Source organism: Streptomyces sp. TAA040 (assembly GCF_000424845.1).
The window spans coordinates 1-19,541 of the sequence record NZ_AUKR01000033.1 but is presented as its reverse complement, the minus strand read 5'-3'; the positions used below and the strand labels follow the sequence as shown (position 1 = coordinate 19,541).

The window sequence follows — 19,541 nt, the reverse complement described above, 5'->3', positions numbered from 1 at the left end:
GGTGTCGGGTGATGTGGACGCGGTTGCCGGGTTTTTTGGGGTTCTTGTTGGTGAGGGTGTTCGGGCCCGTCGTGTGGAGGTCGACTATGCGTCGCATTCCTCGCATGTGGAGGGGGTTCGTGAGCGGTTGCTCTCTGGTGTGGCCGGGATCGCTCCTGTTTCGGGTTCTGTGCCGTTCTTCTCGACGGTGACGGGTGGTTGGTTGGATACGAAGGGTCTGGATGCGGGGTACTGGTATCGGAATCTGCGGGAGACGGTCGAGTTCGGGAAGGCGACGGAGACGTTGCTGGCGGAGGGTTTCCGGTTCTTCGTCGAGGCCAGCCCCCACCCCGTGCTCACCTTCGGTGTCCAGCAGACCGCCGATGCGGCCGACACCGCCGCCTCCGCGCAGGGCCCCGCCGTGGTCCTGGGTACGCTGCGGCGCGGTGAGAGCGGCCTCGACCGTTTCCTGACGTCCCTGGGAGAGGCACACGCGGGTGGTCTGTCGCCCGACTGGGACCGGGTGTTCGCCGGACACCGTCCGGACGTTGTCTCCCTGCCCACCTACCCCTTCCAGCGCCGCCCGTACTGGTTGGAGGACACCGGCCCGGCGGCGGGCGGTCCTTCCGGAACCTCCTCGGAGGGCGACGACTTCTGGAACGCCTTGGGCGGGGGTGACCTGGCCCGGTTCACCACGACCCTCGGCGTGGCACCCGAGGACCCGTTGAACGTGGTGCTCCCCGCGCTCGCCACCTGGCGCACCGAACGCATCGAGCGTTCGGTGGTCGACTCCTGGCGCTACCGCGTGACCTGGCGAGCCCTGCCCGAGGGCCGCCCGGTCACACTGGGCGGCAGCTGGCTCGTACTGTCGTCGGACGGTCAGCCCGAAGAAGGGGTGCGCCGGTCGGAGACGACCGTCCACGTCATGGAGCAGGCCGGAGCCTCGGTGGTCCATGTACGGCTCACCGAGGCGGAGGCCGACCGCGCCGTTCTGGCCGACCGGGTCCGCGCATCCCTCGACGCGCTTCCCGGCCCGGTGACAGGAGTGCTGTCGCTGCTGGGCCTCGACGAGCGCCCGCACTCCGCACATCCCTCCGTCCCGCTGGGCACCGCGCTCAACCTGGCCCTGGTGCAGTCCCTCGGCGACGCCGGGACCGACGCGCCCCTGTGGTGGGCCACTCGGGGTGCGGTGTCGGTCGGGGGCACGGGCACCGGGAGGGCGGTCAGCGCCGCGCAGAATCTGCTCTGGGGTCTGGGCCGGGTCGCCGCGCTGGAGTTCCCGCAGCGCTGGGGCGGTCTGATCGACCTCCCGGAGGTCCTGGGCGCGGACACCGTCCCTCGGCTGTGCCGGGTGCTGGCCGGCGCGGTCGGAGACGAGGACCAGGTGGCCGTACGGGCCACCGGCTGCCACGGCCGGCGGCTGGTCCGGTCCGCCCTGGGCGACACCGCGCCGCGGCGGAGCTGGCGGCCCGAGGGCACCGTGCTGATCACCGGCGGTACCGGCGGGATCGGCGCGCAGATCGCGCGCTGGCTGGCCCGGCGAGGAGCCGGTCACCTGGTGCTGGTCAGCCGGCGCGGCGCGGACGCGCCGGGTGCGCCGAAGCTCTCCGAGGAACTCGCCGCCTCAGGCGCCCAGGTCACCCTGGCCTCGTGCGATGTCGCCGACCTGGAGGCCCTGCGCGCCCTGAAGGACGGCCTCGAACAGGACGGCCACCGGATCAGTACCGTCTTCCACGCCGCGGGGGCCGGGCTGCTGGTGCCACTGCCCGCCACCGACGTGGACGAGTTCGCCGACACCCTCCACGCCAAGGCCGGCGGGGCCAGGAACCTGGACGTGCTCTTCGACCGGGACACGCTCGACGCGTTCGTGCTGTTCTCCTCGATCTCCGGGGTGTGGGGCAGTGCCGTCCACGGCGCCTACGCCGCAGCCAACGCCTATCTCGACGGCCTCGCCGAGGACCGCAGGAGCCGTGGCCTCGCCGCGACCTCCGTGGTGTGGGGGATCTGGAACCCCGAGGGTGGGGCCGGGATGGCGGCCGAACTCGTGGAGGAGAACCTGCGCGGCCACGGTGTGCTCTTCATGCCGCCCGCGGTCGCGATCACCGGGCTCCAGCAGGTCCTGGACCACGACGAGACGGTGGTCGTGGTCGCCGACATCGACTGGGACCGCTTCGCGACGGTGTTCACCTCGGCGCGCCCCAGCCCGCTGATCGGCGAACTCCCCGAGGTGCGCACCGCGCTGGCCGCCGAACCGGAGACCGGCGAGACCGGGGCCGAGGGGACGTCCTCGGCGCTGCGCGATCGGCTGGAGCCGCTCCCGGCAGCCGAGCGGACCCGGGTGCTGATCGACCTGGTCCGGACCCACGCGGCCGCTGTCCTCGGCCACGGCTCGCCGGACGCGGTCGCCCCCGGCCGTGCCTTCCGCGACCTGGGCTTCGACTCTCTGACCGCCGTGGACATGCGCAACCGGCTCAACACCGCCACCGGCCTGCGGCTCCCGGTCACCGTCGTCTTCGACTACGCGTCGGCCACAGCGCTCGCCCGGCACCTGGAGACCGGACTGCTGGACGCAGCCGAGGAGCCCGCCACCGTCCGGCAGCCGCTGTCGGCGGCGCCCGCCGTGGACGACGACCCCATCGCGATCGTCTCCATGAGCTGCCGCTACCCCGGCGGCGTGCGCACCCCCGAGGACCTGTGGCGCCTGGTCGCCGACGGGCGCGACGCCGTCTCCGGGCTGCCGTCCGACCGCGGCTGGGACCTTGACGCGCTGTACGACGCGGACCCTGACCGGCCCGGCAGGAGCTACGCCGCCGCAGGCGGATTCGTCGGGGACGCGGACCGGTTCGACCCTGGATTCTTCGGGATCTCACCGCGCGAGGCACTGGCCATGGACCCGCAGCAGCGGCTGCTGCTCGAACTCTCCTGGGAGGCGATCGAGCGCGCCGGTATCGACCCGGCATCCCTGCACGGAACCCCGACCGGGGTCTTCGCCGGCGCCTCCTACCAGGGCTACGGCGGCACCCTGCGCGACGTCCCCGACGAGCTGGAGGGCCTGTTCATCGCGGGCATCTCCACCAGCGTCCTGTCCGGAAGGGTCGCTTACCAACTCGGCCTCCAGGGACCCGCCGTGACCGTGGACACGGCCTGCTCCTCGTCACTGGTGGCGGTACACCTCGCCGCGCAGTCGCTGCGCTCGGGCGAGTGCGCGCTGGCGCTGGCGGGCGGCGCCACGGTGATGGGCACCCCGCTGTCGTTCACCGGCTTCAGCCGGCAGCGCGGGCTCGCCGAAGACGGGCGCTGCAAGTCCTTCGCCGCCTCGGCGGACGGCTTCGGCATGGCCGAGGGCGTGGGCCTGCTCGTGCTGGAGCGCCTCTCGGACGCCCGACACAACGGCCACCCGGTGCTCGCGGTGCTGCGCGGCTCGGCGATCAACCAGGACGGTGCGAGCAACGGGCTGACCGCGCCCAGCGGCTTGGCCCAGCAGCGGGTGATCCGCGACGCGCTGGCGAACGCCCGGCTGACGGCCGCCGACGTGGACGCGGTGGAGGCGCACGGCACCGGCACCCGGCTGGGCGACCCCATCGAGGCCGACGCGCTGCTGGCCACCTACGGCCAGGACCGGCCGGCCGACAGGCCGGTGTGGCTGGGGTCGCTGAAGTCGAACATCGGACACAGCCAGGCCGCCGCCGGAGTCGGCGGCATCATCAAGATGGTGCTGGCCATGGGGCACGGCGAGCTGCCGCGGACTCTGCACATCGACCGGCCGTCCCCGAACGTCGACTGGACGGCGGGCGCCGTCGCGCTGCTGACCGAGGCCACACCCTGGCCGGAGACCGGCCGGCCGCGCAGGGCCGGAGTGTCCTCGTTCGGCCTGAGTGGCACCAACGCCCATGTCGTCATCGAGCAGCCGCCAGCCGAGCACGCACTCCCGCTGCCCGCCTTGCCGGCCGGGTCCGTACCCGCCGTCGTGTCCGACGCGCCTGCCGTACCCGCACTCACCGCCGAGTCGTCCGCCGGAACCGGTTCGACGGACCCGGACACTCCGTGGGCCGCCGTCCCGTGGGTCCTGTCCGGGCGGACCGCCGAGGTGGTGAAAGCCCAGGCGGAGCGGCTGCACACGTACCTGACGGAGCGTCCGGAGCTGTCCCCCGTCGACGTCGGCTACTCCCTGGCCACCACCAGGACCGCCTTCGAGCACCGCGCAGCCGTCGTCGGTGACGACCTCGCCACCCTGCTGGGCGGCCTGGCCGCGCTGGCCAGGGGAGACCGCGCCCCCGGCCTGGTCGAAGGCACTGTCGCCCGATCGGACAGGACCGTCTTCGTCTTCCCCGGCCAGGGATCGGAGTGGGCCGGCATGGCCAGGGAACTGCTTGACCACGCCCCGGCCTTCGCCGACCGGATCGCGGCCTGTGAACGCGCTCTCGCCCCGCACCTGGACTGGTCGCCGCTGGCGGTCCTGCGGGACGAGCCCGACGCGCCTCCGATGGACCGGGTGGACGTGGTGCAGCCTGTGCTGTTCGCCATGATGGTGTCGCTGGCCGAGCTGTGGCGGGCGCACGGGATCGCCCCCGACGCCGTGGTCGGCCACTCCCAGGGGGAGATCGCCGCCGCCTGCGTGGCCGGCGCGCTCTCGCTGGACGACGCGGCCCGGATCGTCGCTCTGCGCAGCCGCGCCCTGCTGGCCCTGACCGGACGCGGCGGCATGCTGTTCGTGCCGCAGCCGGTCGAAGCCGTACGCGAAGTACTGTCCGCCCACGACGGGGCACTCGACGTCGCCGCGGTCAACGGGCCGACGGCGGTGACGGTCTCCGGCGACCCGGAGGCACTGGAACGACTGCGCGAGCAGTACTCCGAGGCGGGCGTCCTGGCCTGGCCGGTCCCCGGCGTGGACTTCGCCGGGCACTCGCCCCAGGTGGAGGAACTCCGGGAGGAACTGCTCACCCTCCTCGCCGACACCGCGCCGCGGACGTCCGACATCCCGTTCTACTCCACGGTCAGCGGCGGCCCCTTGGACACCCTGGGCCTGGACGTCGCGTACTGGTACGAGAACCTGCGCCGGCCCGTGGAGTTCGGACGGGCGGTCGACGCGCTCATCGCCGACGGACACCACACCTTCGTCGAGTGCAGCACCCACCCCGCGTTGACCGTCTGGCTCCAGCAGGCCGTCGAAGCGGCCGGTGCCGACGACGGAGCCGTCGTCGGCACCCTGCGCCGCACCGAGGGCGGCCCCGGCCGCTTCCTCGCCGCGCTCACCGCACTCCAGGTACGTGGAATGCCGGTGGACTGGGGCACGGTGTTCGCCGGAACCGGCGCGCGCAAGCGACCCCTGCCCACCTACGCCTTCCAGCAGCAGCGCTACTGGCTGGACGCCACCGCCCCCGACCGGCCCGCCACCGCCATGACCGGCACCGGCCCCGGTCCGGCCGACTCCGGCTTCTGGGAGGCGGTCGACCACGGGGACCTGGACGCCCTCGCCACCACCCTGCGGGTCGAGGACGGGGAACTGAAGGCCTCCCTCGCCTCCCTGGTGCCCACCCTCGCCGAGTGGGCGCGCGGGCGGGCCGGCGACCGGACCGCCGACAGCTGGCGCTACCGGGTCGCCTGGAAGCCCCTGCCGGCACCCGAGCGGCCCCGGCTCACCGGCAGTTGGCTCGTCGTCGCCCCGGCCGGCGCCGCCGGCGATCCGGCCGTCGCGTTCGCCGCGGACTCCCTACGCGGATACGGCGCCACACCCGTCCTGGTCGAAGCGGGCCCCGACGCGACCGACCGGACACGGTTCGCCGCACTGCTCCGCGACGCCCACGACCACACCGACGCGCCGCCCGCCGGGCTCCTGTCGCTGCTGGCTCTGGCCGAAGAACCCCACGGCGACGGATCGGCGCTTCCCCGCGGCCTCACCCTGACAGTCGCACTCCTCCAGGCCCTGGGCGACCTCGGCACCGACGCGCCGCTCTGGTGCGCCACCCGGGGCGCGGTGTCGGTCGGCCGCTCCGACCGGATCGACAGCACGCTCCAGGCCCTGGTCTGGGGCCTCGGCGGCGTCGCCGGCGTCGAGTACCCGCAGCGGTGGGCCGGCCTGGTCGACCTGCCGCGACGGCTCGATGACCGGGCCGCGGCCCGGCTCGCCGAAGCACTGACGGGCCCCGACGGCGAGGACCAGCTGGCGGTACGTGCCACCGGCCTCTACGGCCGCAGGGTCGTCCACGCCGGACTCGGCGGCACCATCCCCGTACGCGACTGGACACCCGAGGGCACGGTCCTGATCACCGGCGGCACCGGCGGTCTCGGCGCCCAGATCGCCCGATGGCTCGCCCGCACCGGCACCGCGCACCTGCTGCTCACCAGCCGGCGCGGCGCACAGGCCCCGGGGGCCGACGCCCTGCTGGCCGAACTGCGCGGACTGGGCGCCGCCGTCACCGCGGTGGCCTGCGACGTCGCGGACCGCGACGCACTGGGGGAACTGCTCGCCGGTATTCCGGCCGAGCGCCCGCTGCGCGCCGTACTGCACACCGCGGGCGTCCTCGACGACGGGGTGATCGACTCGATCACCCCCGAACGCGCGGCCGGGGTGCTGCGTCCCAAGCTCGACGGCGCACGCAACCTCGACGTGCTCACCCGAGAACTCGACATGACCGCCTTCGTGCTGTTCTCCTCGCTCGCCGGCACGCTCGGCGGCACCGGCCAAGGCAGCTACGCTGCCGCCAACGCCTACCTCGACGCCCTGGCCCGGCAGCGCCGCGACCTCGGACTGCCCGGCACCTCGGTGGCCTGGGGCCTGTGGGGCGGCGACAGCCTCGCCTCCGGAGCGGTCGCCGAACGGCTGATCCGCGACGGACTGCCCGCCATGGATCCCACCACGGCCACGGTCGCGCTGCGCCAGGTCCTCGACCACGACGACACGGCCGTCCTCGTCGCCGACTTCGCCTGGGACCGCTTCACCCGGGCGTTCACCGCGCTCCGGCCCAGCGCCGCCCTCGGGGACCTGCCCGAGGTACGGGACGCACTCGCCGCCGCAGGCGGGTCCCGGAGCACGGCCGACGGCGCCGAGCCGCCGGCTCTGCGGCTGGCCGCACTGCCCCCGGCGGAACGGGACCGGGCCCTGCTGGACCTGGTCCGCCGCGAGGTCGCCGCCGTGCTGGGCCACCCCGGGCCCGAGGCGGTGGAACCGGCCCATGTGTTCAAGGACATCGGCTTCGATTCGTTGACCGCCGTCGAACTGCGCAACCGGCTCGCCGTGGCCACCGGCCTGCGCCTGTCGGTGACCCTGGCCTTCGACTACCCCACGGCCACGGACCTGGCCGGACACCTGCGCACCGAACTGCCGGGAACGCCCGCCACGGAGACGCCCGACGCTCCCGGGCAGGTGCCCGCGGCCGACGCGGTGCCCGAGGACGAGGCGATCGCCGTGGTCGCCATGAGCTGCCGCTACCCCGGCGGCGTCGGCACCCCCGAGGAGCTGTGGGAGCTCGTCGTGGGCGGGCAGGACGCGATCACCGGCTTCCCCACCGGACGGGGCTGGGACCTGGACGGCCTCTACGACCCGGACCCGGACCGGGCCGGCAGCACCTACGCACGGGAAGGCGGCTTCCTCCACGACGCCGACCGCTTCGACCCGGCCTTCTTCGGGATCTCCCCGCGCGAGGCGCTGACCATCGACCCCCAGCAGCGGCTGCTGCTCGAACTCTCCTGGGAGGCGTTCGAGCGGGCCGGTATCGACCCGCTGTCGCTCAAGGGCAGCGCGAGCGGCGTCTTCGTCGGATGCAGCCACCACGACTACGGGTCGCGCGTCACCGAGCCCTCCGAAGAGTTCGAGGGCTACCTCGGCATCGGCAGCGCGGGCAGCGTGGCGTCCGGGCGGATCTCCTACGGCCTCGGTCTCGAAGGGCCCGCGGTGACCGTCGACACGGCGTGCTCCTCGTCGCTGGTCGCGGTCCACCTCGCGGCCCAATCGCTGCGGGCGGGCGAATGCTCGCTGGCGCTCGCCGGCGGGGTGACCGTGATGTCGACACCGGGCGCGTTCGTGGAGTTCAGCCGGCAACGGGTGCTCGCCGAGGACGGCCGCTGCAAACCGTTCGCCGCGGCCGCCGACGGCACCTCCTGGGCCGAGGGCGCCGGACTGCTCGTCCTGGAACGCCTCTCGGACGCCCGGCGCAACGGCCACCCGGTGCTCGCCCTCGTACGCGGCTCCGCCGTCAACCAGGACGGCGCCAGCAACGGCCTGACCGCCCCCAACGGACCCTCCCAGCAGCGGGTCATCCGGGCGGCCCTCGCCGACGCCGGACTGATCGCCTCCGAGGTCGACGCGGTGGAGGCGCACGGCACCGGGACCCGGCTGGGCGACCCGATCGAGGCCCAGGCACTCCTGGCCACGTACGGCCGGGAACGCGGCGAGCGGCAGCCGCTGTGGCTGGGGTCGCTGAAGTCGAACATCGGACACAGCCAGGCCGCCGCCGGAGTCGCCGGCATCATCAAGATGGTGCAGGCCATGCGACACGGAGCGCTGCCGCGCACCCTGCACGTCGACACGCCGACACCCCACGTGGACTGGTCGGCCGGCGCGGTCCGGCTGCTCACCGACGACACCCCGTGGCCGGAGACCGGGCGCCCCCGGCGGGCCGCGGTGTCGTCGTTCGGAGTCAGCGGCACCAACGCCCACACCATCCTCGAACAGTCCACCGAACCGGCCCCGGCCGCCACCCCCGCCGTCCCCGACGCGTTCGAACCGGCCCAGGCCGTCGACCCCGCGCCGACCCCGGCGACCACCCCCGCCGCGCCCGCCCTGCCCTGGCTCCTCTCCGCCCGCAGCGCGGATGCACTGCGGGAGCAGGCCGCCCGGCTGCTGCGGCACGTGGAGCACGATCCGGCCCTCGCCGTCGCGGACCTGGGCCGTTCCCTGGCGCTGAACCGCAGCGCCTTCGAGTACCGGGCCGCTCTCACCGGCACGGACCGGAAGACCCTGCTCCACGGGCTCACCGCCCTCGCCGCCGGGGAGCCGTCGCCGGACCTGGTGAGCGGAGTCACCGGCCCGGCCGCGAAGACCGCCTTCCTGTTTCCCGGCCAGGGCAGTCAGCGCACCGGCATGGGCGCCGAACTGTACGCGCGGTTCCCGGTCTTCGCCGACGCCTTCGACGCGGTCTGCGCGGAACTCGATCCGTTGCTCGACCGCCCGCTGCGGGAGGTGATCGACGCGGGCCCCGGCGACCCCGGCCACGGCATGCTGGACCGCACCGAGTACACCCAGCCCGCCCTGTTCGCCCTCGGCGTCGCACTGTTCCGGCTGGTCGAGCACTGGGGCGTACATCCCGACCGGCTGCTCGGCCACTCCGTGGGAGAGCTGGCCGCTGCCCACGCCGCCGGCGTGTTCGCCCTGCCCGACGCCGCGGAACTGGTGGTCGCGCGGGGACGGCTGATGCAGGCTCTCCCGGCGGGCGGCGCGATGGCCGCCCTCGCCGCCGGGGAGGAGGAGGTACTGCCGCTGCTCGCGGGCCGCGAGGGCGACGTCGGCCTCGCCGCGGTCAACGGCCCGGTCTCGACCGTGATCTCCGGTACCGCGGCGGCGGTGGACGAGATCGCCGCCGTACTCGCCGCGCGGGGGCGCAAGACCCGACGGCTGCGCGTCTCCCACGCCTTCCACTCGCCCCTCATGGAGCCCATGCTCGCCGAGTTCCGCGAGGTCGCGGCGCGGATCGTCCCGGGAGAGGCTACCGTCCCCGTCATCTCCGACCTGACAGGCGAGCCGACCACCTCCGAGCAGCTCGGCTCACCGGACTACTGGGTGGAGCACGTGCGCGGCGCCGTCCGCTTCCAGGACGGCGTACGCCACCTGGAAGCGGACGGCGTCACCGTGTTCCTGGAGCTCGGACCCGACGGCGCGCTCACCGCCATGGGACAGGACTGCCTGGCCGACACCACCGGAGTCCCCGGCAGCTCCACGCTGCTGTTGCCCCTGCTGCGCAAGGACCGGCCCGAAGCGCCCGCGGCGACGGCCGCCCTGGCCCGGCTGCACGTCGCGGGCGTCCGCGTGGACTGGAACACCGTTCACTCCGGCGGCCCGTCCCGCTCCGCCGTCGACCTACCGACCTACGCCTTCCAGCGCGGCAGCTACTGGCTGGAGGCCGGCCCCGCCACGGCGGACCTGCCCGCGGCCGGACTGCGGACGGTCGACCACCCGCTGCTCGGTGCCGGAACGGAACTCGCGGACTCCGACGGCTTCCTCTTCACCGGCAGGTTCTCGGTCCGCAGCCACCCCTGGCTGGCCGACCACGGCGTCTACGAGGGCGTGCTGTTCCCCGCCACCGCGTTCCTGGAACTCGCGGTCCGCGCGGGCGACCAGGTCGGCTGCGACCAGGTCGAGGAACTGACCCTGGAGGCACCGCTGGTGCTCCCGGCGGACGGAGCCGTCGTAGTTCAGCTCACCGTCGGAAGCCCCGACGCCTCCGGTACCCGCCCGCTGAGCGTCCACGCCCGTGCCGCCGCCGACGGCCCCGACGCCCCCTGGACCCGGCACGCGAGCGGCCTGCTCACCTCCGCCGCCGACCCCGACCCGGCGGACCCGGCGGACCCCGCGGCCTGGCCGCCGCCCGGAGCCGTCCCCCTCGACACGGAAGGCCTGTACGACCGCTTCGCGGCCGGTGGATTCGCCTACGGCCCCGCGTTCCAGGGCCTGCGCGCGGCCTGGCGGCTCGGCGACGAGGTGTACGCCGCCGCGAGCCTGCCCGAAGAGCAGCAGCCGGACGCCGCCGCGTTCGGCCTGCACCCGGCCCTGCTGGACGCCGCCCTGCACGCGCTGGTGTTCGACGTACTGGAGGGACCCGCGCGGGGCTGGCTGCCGTTCTCCTGGAACGGGGTGCGCCTGCACGCCTCCGGCGCCACCGAACTCCGGCTGCGGCTGACCCCCACCGGCCGCGACGCCGTCGCCGTGCGGGCGACCGACGCCGGCGGGCGGCCGGTGGTCTCGGCCCGCTCCCTGGTCCTGCGGCCCGTCTCGCCCGACCGTTTCGAGGCCACTCGCGGCGGACACCACGAGGAGCTGTTCCGCCCCGAGTGGCAGACCCTGCCCGAGCGCGCCGGGACGGCGGCGGGCGCCGTCTTCGGCCCGGAGTCCTGGACCGTGCTCGGCACCGGGACCCCCCTGCCCTCCGGCGCCGCACCGCTTCCCGGCCGTACGGTCACCGACCTCGCCGCGCTGTCCGCACTGCTCGACGCGGGTGCCCCGCCACCCCGGCTGGTCCTGGCCACCTGCCCGCCTGCCCCGACCCCGTACGCGCCGCCCGGCACCCTCCGCGAGGCGGTCCACGACGGCCTCGGCACGGTCCTCGCCCTGCTGCGCGACTGGCTGGCCGACGAGCGCCTGACCGGCTCCAAGCTGGTCCTGGTCACCGCGGGCGCGGTCCCGGTGACCGGCGACGACGTCCCGGATCCGGCCCTGGCCGCGCTCTGGGGCATGGTCCGCTCGGCGCAGACAGAGAACCCCGACCGCTTCGTCCTGCTGGACCTGGACGCCCACGAGATCCCGCCCGCCGTACTCGCCGAAGCCCTCGCGTCCGGGGAGCCCCAGCTCGCGATCCGGGCCGGGGCTGTCCACATCGCCCGGCTGGCCCGCGTACCGCTGGCCGCCACCGGGCGCACACCCGGCTGGGACGGCGACGGCACCGTCCTGATCACCGGCGGAACCGGCGCCATCGGCGCCCACGTCGCCCGTCACCTGGCCGCCGAACACGGCGTCCGGCACCTGCTGCTGACCAGCCGCAGCGGCCCCGCCTCCGACGGCGCGCCGGAACTCCTCGCCGAACTCGCAGCCCTGGGCGCACACGTCGAGATCATCGCCTGCGACGCCGCCGACCGCGACGCTCTCGCGGCCCTGCTGGCCGCCCTGCCCCCCGCCCGCCCCTTGACCGGGGTGGTGCATGCCGCGGGCGTCCTGGCCGACGGGGTCGTCGCCACCATGACGCCCGAGCAGCTGGACCTCGTCCTGCGCCCCAAGGTGGACGCGGCGGTCAACCTGCACGAACTCACCGCCGGCCTGGACCTGTCCGAGTTCGTCCTGTTCTCGTCCATCGCCGGAGTCTTCGGCGGCATGGGCCAGGGCAACTACGCCGCTGCCAACGCCTTCCTGGACGCACTGGCCCACCGTCGCCGCGCCGACGGGCTGCCCGGCCGCTCCCTCGCCTGGGGCCTGTGGGCCAACAGCACCGGGATGACCGGCGGGCTCACCGAGGCAGACCTGCGACGGATCGCCCGGGGCGGGATCGTCGCCTTCGACCCGGCCCAGGGGTTGGCGCTGTTCGACACGGCCGGCACTCTCGACGAGCCGGTCGTCCTCCCGCTGCGGCTCGACACCGCGGCCGTCCGCGCCCAGGCCGCCACCGGCGGCGTCCCCGCCCTGCTGCGCGGCCTGGTGCGCCCCGTCGCCCGGCGCGGCGCCGCGGGCCCCGCCGCCGGCGCCGGCCCAGTCGGGCCCGAAGCCCTGAAGCAGCGCCTCGGCTCCCTCAACGACACCCAGCGCGGCCGGGTCCTCCTCGACCTGGTCCGCTCCCACGCCGCCCTGGTCCTCGGCCACAGCGGCCCGGCCGCGGTCGAGCCCGGCCGCGGTCTGCTGGAGGTCGGCTTCGACTCGCTGACCGCGGTGGAACTGCGCAACCGGCTGCGCGCCGCCACCGGCCACCCCCTGCCGGCCACCCTGCTCTTCGACCACCCCACCCCGTCCGCGATCGCCGGGCACCTCGCCGCCGAACTGGTCCCCGACGCCGGTCCCGGCCCGGCCCCCGGCCTCGCCGAACTGGGCCGCCTGGAAGGCGCCCTCGACGGCGGTGTCGACGATCCGGCGGACCGCGAACGGCTCGTCGGCCGGCTCCGGGAACTCCTGGGCCGCCTCGACCCGGCGGCCACCGCGGCGGACGGCGACGGCCCGGCAGCCGACTCCATCGAGGGCCGCATGGACGGCGCCGCCGACGACGAGCTCTTCGACCTCATCGACAACGAGCTCGGCCTGTCATGACACCGACCCGACACGCGAACCAGGACGGCGGCTCCCCATGGTGAACGACGACAAACTGAGGGACTACCTCAAGCGCGTGACGGCGGACCTGCACCACACCCGTCGGCGCCTGACCGAAGCCGAGGAAGCGGGCCGCGAACCCATCGCGCTCGTCGCGATGAGCTGCCGCTACCCCGGCGGTGTACGGTCCCCCGAGGACCTGTGGCGCCTGGTCACCGACGGCACCGACGCCATCACCGGCTTCCCCCGCGACCGGGGCTGGGACCTCGACCACCTGGACGACCCGGAACAACTGCGCGAGGGCACCAGCCACACCGCCCTGGGCGGCTTCCTCGACGACGTCGGGCACTTCGACCCCGGATTCTTCGGCATCTCCCCGCGCGAAGCGCTCGCGATGGACCCACAGCAGCGGCTCCTCCTGGAAACCACCTGGGAGGCGTTCGAACGGGCCGGCATCGACCCCGCGACCCTGCGGGGCAGCAGGACCGGTGTCTTCGCCGGAGTGATGTACCAGGACTACGCGGTACGGCTGCGGCAGGTTCCCGACGACGTGGCCGGCTACGTCGGCAGCGGCAGCTCGGACAGCGTCGCCTCAGGCCGCGTCGCCTACACCTTCGGCCTGGAGGGCCCGGCGGTCAGCATCGACACCGCCTGCTCCTCCTCGCTGGTCGCCCTCCACCTCGCCGCCCAGGCCCTGCGGGCCGGCGACTGCACCCTGGCCCTGGCCGGGGGTGCGATGGTCATGTCGACACCCGTCCCGTTCGTGGAGATGAGCCGCCAGGGCGGCCTGGCCCGGGACGGCCGCTGCAAGTCCTTCGCCGCCGCCGCCGACGGCACCGGCTGGAGCGAGGGCGTCGGCATGCTCCTGCTGGAGCGCCTCTCCGACGCCCGGCGCAACGGCCACCCGGTCCTCGCCCTGATCCGCGGCACCGCCGTCAACCAGGACGGCGCCAGCAGCAGGCTCACCGCCCCCAACGGCCCCGCCCAGCAGCGCGTCATCCGCCACGCCCTGGCCAACGCCGGACTCACCCCTGCCGACGTGGACGTGGTCGAGGCGCACGGCACCGGCACCCCGCTGGGCGACCCGATTGAGGCCCAGGCCCTGCTGGCCACCTACGGGCAGGACCGCGCGGACGGGCAGCCGCTGCTGCTCGGCTCGCTGAAGTCCAACATCGGGCACACCCAGGCGGCGGCGGGCGTCGGCGGCGTCATCAAGACCGTCCTCGCCATGCGGCACGGCACCGTCCCACCCACCCTGCACGCGCAGGACCCGTCCCCGCAGATCGACTGGACCGCGGGCGCGGTACGCCTGGTCACGGCGAACACCCCCTGGCCCGAGACCGGACGGCCGCGCCGGGCAGCGGTTTCCTCCTTCGGCGTCAGTGGCACCAACGGACATGTCGTCCTGGAACAGGCGGCAGGCTCCGCAGGCCCCGCAGAACCCGCAGAGCAGGGAGGACCTGCCGCTTCGGCCGCCTTTGAAGACGCCGACGCTCCCGCCGGCCAAGACGCGGCCCGGCACACCCCGGACCCCGACGGCACACCGCCACCCGTCGTCCCCTGGGTGCTCTCCGGACGCACCGCCGACGCGCTGCGCTCCCAGGCCGTACGGCTCCGCGACCACCTCGGTGCCCACCCCGGACCCGGCGTGGCCGAGGTCGGCCACGCCCTCGCGACGACCCGCGCCGCGCACGAGCACCGGGCGGTCCTGATCGGGTCGCACCTCGACGGGTTCCGGGACGGCCTCGACGCCCTGGCGGCCGACCGCACCGCCCCCGGCCTGGTCCGCGGCACCGCAGGAACCGGCGGCGAAGTCGCCCTTGTGTTTCCCGGACAGGGATCGCAATGGGCCGGCATGGCCGTCGACCTCCTCGACTCGGCCCCCGCCTTCGCCGCCCGCGTCGCGGCCTGCGAGCGCGCCCTGGCCCCCTTCGTCGACTGGTCCCTGGAGGCCGTCCTGCGCGGCGCCCCCGGCACCCCGCCGGCCGAACGCGTGGACGTGGTGCAGCCGGTGCTGTGGGCCGTCATGGTCTCCCTGGCCGAGCTATGGCGCTCCTACGGCGTCACCCCCGGCGCGGTCATCGGCCACTCCCAGGGCGAGATCGCGGCGGCGTGCGTCGCCGGCGCCCTCTCCCTGGACGACGCCGCACGGATCGTCGCCCTGCGCAGCCGGGCGATCCGCGCCCTGTCCGGCCGCGGCGGCATGGCCTCGGTGGCCCTGCCCGCCGAACAGGTCGCCGAGCACCTCGCCCCCTGGGACGGCCGGCTCTCCGTCGCCGCCGTCAACGGACCTGCCTCCACCGTGGTCTCCGGAGACACCGGCGCGCTCGACGCGTTCCTCGACCGGACGACGGCCCTGGACATCCGCAGCCGGCGCATCCCCGTCGACTACGCCTCGCACAGCGCCCACGTCGAGGACATCCGTACGGAACTGCTCGCTCAGCTGGACGGACTGACCCCGCGCCCGTCCGCCGTCCCGTTCTACTCCACGGTCAGCGGCGCCCTGCTGGAGGACACCTCCGTCCTGGACGCCGGCTACTGGTACCAAAACCTGCGCGGGACCGTCCGCTTCGAACAGGCGACCCGCGCCCTGCTCGCGGACGGCTACCAGGTGCTGCTGGAGAGCAGCCCGCACCCGGTCCTCACCGTCGGGATGCTGGAGACCGTCGAGGACGCGGGCGCCGACGCCACCGCCATGGGCACCCTGCGCCGCGACGACGGAGGCCCGCGCCGGTTCACCGAGTCCCTGGCCGAACTCCATCTGCGCGGAGTGTCCCCGGACTGGGACACCGTCTTCGCCGACCGCCGCCCCGGACGGGTGGAACTGCCCACCTACGCCTTCCAGCGCGACCCGTACTGGCTGGAGGACAGCGCCACGCCCGCCGCCGACGTCACCGCCGCCGGCCTGACCCCCGCGGACCATCCGCTGCTGGGCGCCGTCGTGGTCCTCGCGGACAGCGACGGCCTGCTCCTCACCGGCCGCCTGTCGGCGCACACCCACCCGTGGCTCGCCGACCACGCTGTCGGCGGCCGGGTACTGCTCCCGGGCACCGCCTTCCTGGAACTCGCGCTCCAGGCCGGAGCCCGCGTCGGCTGCCCCCGGGTCGAGGAGTTCACCCTTGAAGCCCCCCTGGTGCTGCCCGAGCACGGCGGTACCGTGCTGCGCCTCACCGTGGGCGCCCCCGACTCCCTGGGCCACCGCCCGCTCGGTCTGCACTCCCGGCCGGACCCACCCGTCGACGGCGACCCCGACGACGACGGGTGGACCAGGCACGCCGAAGGCGTCCTGGCCCGGGACGGCGCGGAAGGCGCCGAGGCCGACGGGCCGATGCCCTGGCCGCCGCCCGGAGCTGAACCCCTCGCCCTCGACGGACTGTACGACCGCTTCGCGGCGGGCGGATTCGCCTACGGTCCCGCCTTCCAGGGTCTGCACGCGGCCTGGCGGCGCGGCGACGAGCTGTTCGCGGAGGCCGCAGTGCCCGCCCCCGACGCCGCCCGCTTCAGCCTGCACCCGGCCCTGCTGGACGCCGCCCTGCACGCCACAGGCGTGCCCGGCACCCCCGCGGACGCCCACCCCGAGGGACGGCTGCCGTTCTCCTGGAACGGTGTGACGCTGCATGCCACCGGCGCCGGCGCGATCCGCGTCCGGCTCGCCCCGGCCGGACCCGACGCGGTGACGCTCACCGTCGCCGACGCGACCGGTGCCCCCGTGGCGACCGTCGACGCGCTGGTCCTGCGGCCCGCGGGCACTGTCAGCCTCGGCGCCGACCGCGCCCCCCACGGCCGGCGCCACCAGGACCTCTACGTGACGGAGTGGGTCACCACACCCCCCCGCGGCAACGGCGGACCCGTCCACCGCACCGCGGACCTGGCCACGCTGCCGGCCGCTGTCGACGCCGGAGCCCCGGTGCCCGAAACGGTCCTGCTCGCCTGCGTGGAGCCTGCGGACGCGGCCGGACCGGCCGCGGCGATCCGCGCGGCCGTCCACCAGGCCCTCACCGACGTCCGGACCTGGCTCGCCGACGACCGCTTCGCCGGCTCGCGCCTGGTGTTCGCCACCCGGGGCGCGGTAAGCGCCGGGGAGGGGGAGGACGTACGCAACCCCGCGCACAGCGCGCTCTGGGGCCTGGTCCGCTCAGCCCGGTCCGAACACCCCGGGCGCTTCGCCCTGCTCGACCTCGACGCCGAGGACGAGCGCGGTACCTCCGCGGGTGTCGCCGCGGCCCTCGCCTCGGGTGAACCGGAGTCCGCGGTCCGCGGCGGCGACGTCCGCGTACCCCGGCTGGCCCGGGTCCTCAGGAACGATCCGGATCTCTCAGCCGATGCGGCCGGGCCTCTCCGGGCGTTCGACCCGGACGGCACGGTCCTCATCACCGGCGGCACCGGCCTGCTCGGCTCCCACGTCGCCCGCCGCCTGGTCACCGGGCACGGCGTCCGGCACCTGCTGCTGCTCTCCCGCGGCGGCCCGGCCGCCGCCGGAGCCGAAGGATTGCGGGCCGAACTCGCCGCGCTGGGGGCCGAGACCGCCATCGTCGCCTGCGACGCCGCCGACCGGGTCGCCCTGGCCGCCGTGCTCGCGGACCTGCCTCCCGCGCACCCGCTGACCGCCGTGGTCCACACCGCGGGCACCCTCGACGACGGCGTCGTCACCGCACTCACCCCCGACCGGGTGGACGCCGTACTGCGCCCCAAGGTCGACGCCGCCCTCCACCTGCACGAACTGACCCGCGACCTCGACCTCACGCACTTCGTGCTCTTCTCCTCGGCCGCGGGCACCTTCGGCGGCCCCGGACAGGCCAACTACGCCGCCGCCAACGCCTTCCTCGACGCCCTGGCCGCCCAGCGCCGGGCGGCGGGGCTGGCCGGCCAGTCCCTGGCCTGGACCCTGTGGGAGCAGCCCAGCGCCCTCACCGGACACCTGGACGCGGACGACGTACGACGTCTCGCCCGGTCCGGGATGCCGCCGCTCTCCACCGAACGGGGGCTCGCGCTCTTCGACACCGCCCTCGCCGTGGACCGGGCCGCACTGCTCCCGATGCACCTCGACACCGCGGCCCTGCGGTCCGCGGCGGCGGACGGTTCCCTGCCGCCGCTGCTTCGCGGCCTGGTGCGCACGCCGCCGCGCCGGGCGGCCACGGCTGCGGAGGCGACGGCCGACGACAACGCCCTGCGCAGGCGCCTCGCGGCCCTCGACGCCAACGGACGGACCCGGCTGCTCGTCGAACTCGTCCGCACCCACGCGGCAGCCGTCCTCGGCCACACCTCCCCGGACACCCTCGACCCCGGACGGGCCTTCCGCGAACTGGGATTCGACTCACTGGCCTCGGTGGAGCTGCGCAACCGCCTGAACGCCGCCACCGGCCTGCGGCTTCCCGCCGGCCTGGTGTTCGACCACCCGACCCCGGCGGCGCTCGCGGAATTCCTGGGCGCCGGACTCACAGGCACGGAAGCGGCCACGGCTGTCATGCCCGCGGTACCCGCGAGGCCGGCCGGCCGGAACCGGGACGCGGACGACGACCGGATCGCGATCGTCTCCGCGGCCTGCCGCCTACCCGGCGGTGTCCGCTCGCCCGAGGACCTGTGGCGGATGCTGGCCGAGGGTCGCGACGGCATCTCCGGGTTCCCCACCGACCGGGGCTGGAGCCCGGACACGCTCTACGACCCCGATCCCGACCGTATCGGCACCTCCATCACCCGCGACGGCGGCTTCCTTCATGACGCGGCCGATTTCGACGCGGAGTTCTTCGGCATCTCGCCGCGCGAGGCCCTGGCGATGGACCCGCAGCAGCGGCTGCTCCTGGAAACCACCTGGGAACTCTTCGAGCGCGCGGCCATCGACCCGTCCACCCTGCGCGGCGCCCCGGTCGGCACGTACGTCGGCCTGATGCAGCAGGACTACGCCGCCCGACTGCTGCCCTACATCCCCGAGGACGTCGAAGGATTCCTCGGCACCGGCAACTCGGGAAGCATCGTCTCCGGACGCCTCGCCTACTTCTTCGGGCTGGAAGGCCCCGCGGTCACCGTGGACACGGCGTGCTCGTCCTCGCTGGTGGCCCTGCACCTCGCGGCCCAATCGCTGCGGTCGGGCGAGTGCTCGCTGGCGCTGGCCGGCGGCGCGACCGTGATGTGCAGCCCCGAACTGTTCGTGGAGTTCAGCCGCCAGGGCGGTCTGGCCCCGGACGGCCGCTGCAAGTCCTTCGCCGCGGCGGCCGACGGGACCGCCTTCGGCGAGGGCACGGGCATGCTGCTGGTGGAGCGGTTGTCGGATGCGCGGCGCAACGGGCATCCGGTGTTGGCGGTGGTGCGGGGTTCGGCGGTGAATCAGGATGGTGCGAGCAATGGTCTGACGGCGCCGAGTGGTCCGTCGCAGCAGCGGGTGATCCGTGCGGCGTTGGCGGATGCGGGGTTGGCGGCGTCCGAGGTGGACGTGGTGGAGGCGCACGGTACGGGGACGCGGTTGGGTGATCCGATCGAGGCGCAGGCGCTGCTGGCGACGTACGGGCAGGAGCGTCCGGTGGACCGGCCGGTGTGGATCGGCTCGCTGAAGTCCAACATCGGCCACACC

At 74.8% G+C, this 19,541-nt stretch carries 2 protein-coding genes; both read left to right on the top strand.

Annotated features, from left to right (window positions below; translation table 11 throughout):
• On the top strand, positions 1-12,976 hold a 12,976-nt coding region (locus H300_RS0120420), incomplete at its 5' end, for a type I polyketide synthase (protein ID WP_028428889.1).
• A gap of 37 nt (positions 12,977-13,013) precedes the next feature.
• Positions 13,014-19,541: type I polyketide synthase (locus H300_RS0120415; protein WP_037981222.1), on the top strand; the 6,528-nt coding region annotated here is incomplete at its 3' end.